The 2267-nt window shown below is 61.7% G+C and carries 2 protein-coding genes; one reads left to right on the top strand and one right to left on the bottom strand.

The window, feature by feature from the left end:
• Positions 1–486, bottom strand: a 486-nt coding sequence (locus EOD07_RS31360) for a UTP--glucose-1-phosphate uridylyltransferase (protein ID WP_164772729.1), incomplete at its 3' end; no start/stop codon positions are given.
• A gap of 235 nt (positions 487–721) precedes the next feature.
• Between EOD07_RS31360 and EOD07_RS31355 the strand changes: the two genes are divergently transcribed.
• Positions 722–1942 carry a lytic murein transglycosylase gene (locus EOD07_RS31355; RefSeq protein ID WP_127238039.1) on the top strand — a complete coding sequence of 407 codons (1221 nt, stop codon included), beginning with the start codon at positions 722–724 and terminating at the stop codon, positions 1940–1942.
• Positions 1943–2267: the final 325 nt, after the last annotated feature.

Here is a 2267-nt window from a genome sequence, read left to right as displayed (position 1 = left end):
TTCCTGCACGGCGATGATGTTGTTGCCTGTCTCGGCATAGAGCTCGACCATGTCCTTCATGCAGCTCTTTTCCGACTGCATGATCATGTCCGGCAAAAGCAAGGCGAACGGCTCGTTGCCGACCAGCTCGCGGGCGCACCAGACGGCGTGGCCGAGGCCCATCGGCACCTGCTGGCGCGTGAAGCTCGTTTGTCCCGGCGCCGGCTGCAACCGCTGCAGGCGGGCCAACTGGTCGTCCTTGCCGCGCTGGGCGAGCGTGTCATAGAGCTCGAACTGGACGTCGAAATGGTCTTCGATGACCGCCTTGTTACGTCCGGTCACGAAAATGAAATGCTCGATGCCGGCCTCGCGCGCCTCGTCGACCACATACTGGATGACCGGCCGGTCGACGACGGTCAGCATCTCCTTCGGGATGGCCTTGGTGGCCGGGAGGAACCGCGTGCCGAGGCCGGCCACCGGGAAAACTGCCTTGCGAACGCGCTTCATGCTGACACCCCTGCGTTTGAGCCAATTATCCGCTCGGCGGCACGCTCCGCAATCCCCCCGAACATTTTCACGACGGAATCATTTTCACGCCGGAATGTTGGATTAACGGCAAGCGTTGAATGTGAGAGCTAAAGCCGCGATACCTCTTTTCGTTCCCGGCGGCACCTATGGTAAACTAAATACTAACCCGGTTCGGCGTTGAATGATCCTTCCTGATTTGACGAAGGAGGAAATAATGTCCGTTCGCAACACCGCGAGGCGCCTGACGGCACTGGTAACGGCCGCCGGCCTCACGCTGGCCTTGCTGATGCCGGCCGGTCCCGCTTTCGCCGATGCCGGGTTCCGCCAATGGGTCGCGGGCTTCCGCTCCACCGCGGTGGCGGGCGGTGTTTCGGGCGCTGTCTACGATCAATCCATGAGAGGCATCGAGCCCGATCCGGTCGTGCTGGAAAAGGCCCGCACCCAGCCGGAATTCACCGCGCCCGCCTGGGACTATTTCGACAACCGTGTGCATGACCAGGCGGTGGCCAACGGCCAGGCGATGGCGAGGAAATGGAAGCCGTGGCTCGACCGCATCGAGGCGCGGTTCGGTGTCGACCGCAACATCCTTTTGGCCATCTGGTCGATGGAATCGAATTATGGCGAGACGCTCAAGCGCGACGACATCATGCGCAACGTCATCCGTTCGCTGGCCACCCTTGCCTATGGCGATCCCAAGCGTTCGAAATATGCCCGCACCCAGTTGATCGCGGCGCTGAAGATCCTGCAGACCGGCGACATCGACGAGAGCCATCTGATGGGCTCCTGGGCCGGCGCGATGGGTCAGACCCAGTTCATTCCGACCAGCTATCAGCGCTATGCGGTCGACATGGACGGCAACGGCAGGCGCGACATCTGGAATTCGATCCCCGACGCGCTGGCGACCTCCGCCAACCTTTTGAAAAAGAATGGCTGGCAGGCGGGCAAGACCTGGGGCTATGAGGTAACCATACCCGCCGGCAAGCTGCCCGGCGGCGCAAAGACGATCGCGCAGTGGCAGGCGCTCGGCGTCGCCAGGGCCAATGGCAAGCCGTTCAGGAACCTGACCGACAAGGCGACGCTGAAAGTGCCGGACGGCCGGGGCGGCCCCGCCTTCCTGATGATCAGGAACTTCTCGGTCATCAAGGCCTACAACAATGCCGACAAATACGCTTTGGCCGTCGGCCTGCTCGCCGATGAGATCGCCGGCGGCACCGGCCTTGTGCAGGACTGGCAGCGGCCCTTCACCAAGCTCACCTTCGAGGAAAGGCAGGAACTGCAGAAGCGGCTTTCCGAGCACGGCTATTACGACGGCAAGTTCGACGGCAAGATCGGCGACGGCTCAAAGGCCGCCATCATGGCCTATCAGGCCAAGGTCGGCTTGACCCAGGATGGCTATCCGAGCCTGGAAGTGCTCAAATGGCTCCGCAAGCGGTAGCTGAGCCGCTCTAATGCATGTCGCCCAAAAGTGCGCAGCGGTTTTGGGGGAACGACATGCATCAAAACAAAGACTTAAAGCGCGTCGACTGAATCCATTTCAGCGCGACGCGCTTTAAGGCGCCAGGCATCCTTTCAAAGACGGCTAGGATGCTGTAGCGCTTCGGCTTGCGCATGACTTTCCCGCGTCTGCCTGGTCATGCGCCAAGGGATGGAGAGGGTGTTTGGTTTCGGTTGCGCGTATCAGGCAGAGCATTCGCCGGGCGCCCATCCTGATTCTAGCCCTTGCGGTGCTTGTCGTCACCGCCGCCGGCGCCTTCCACGCT

The organism is Mesorhizobium sp. M2C.T.Ca.TU.002.02.1.1, assembly GCF_003997225.1.
This window is presented reverse-complemented; position numbering and strand designations above follow the sequence as displayed.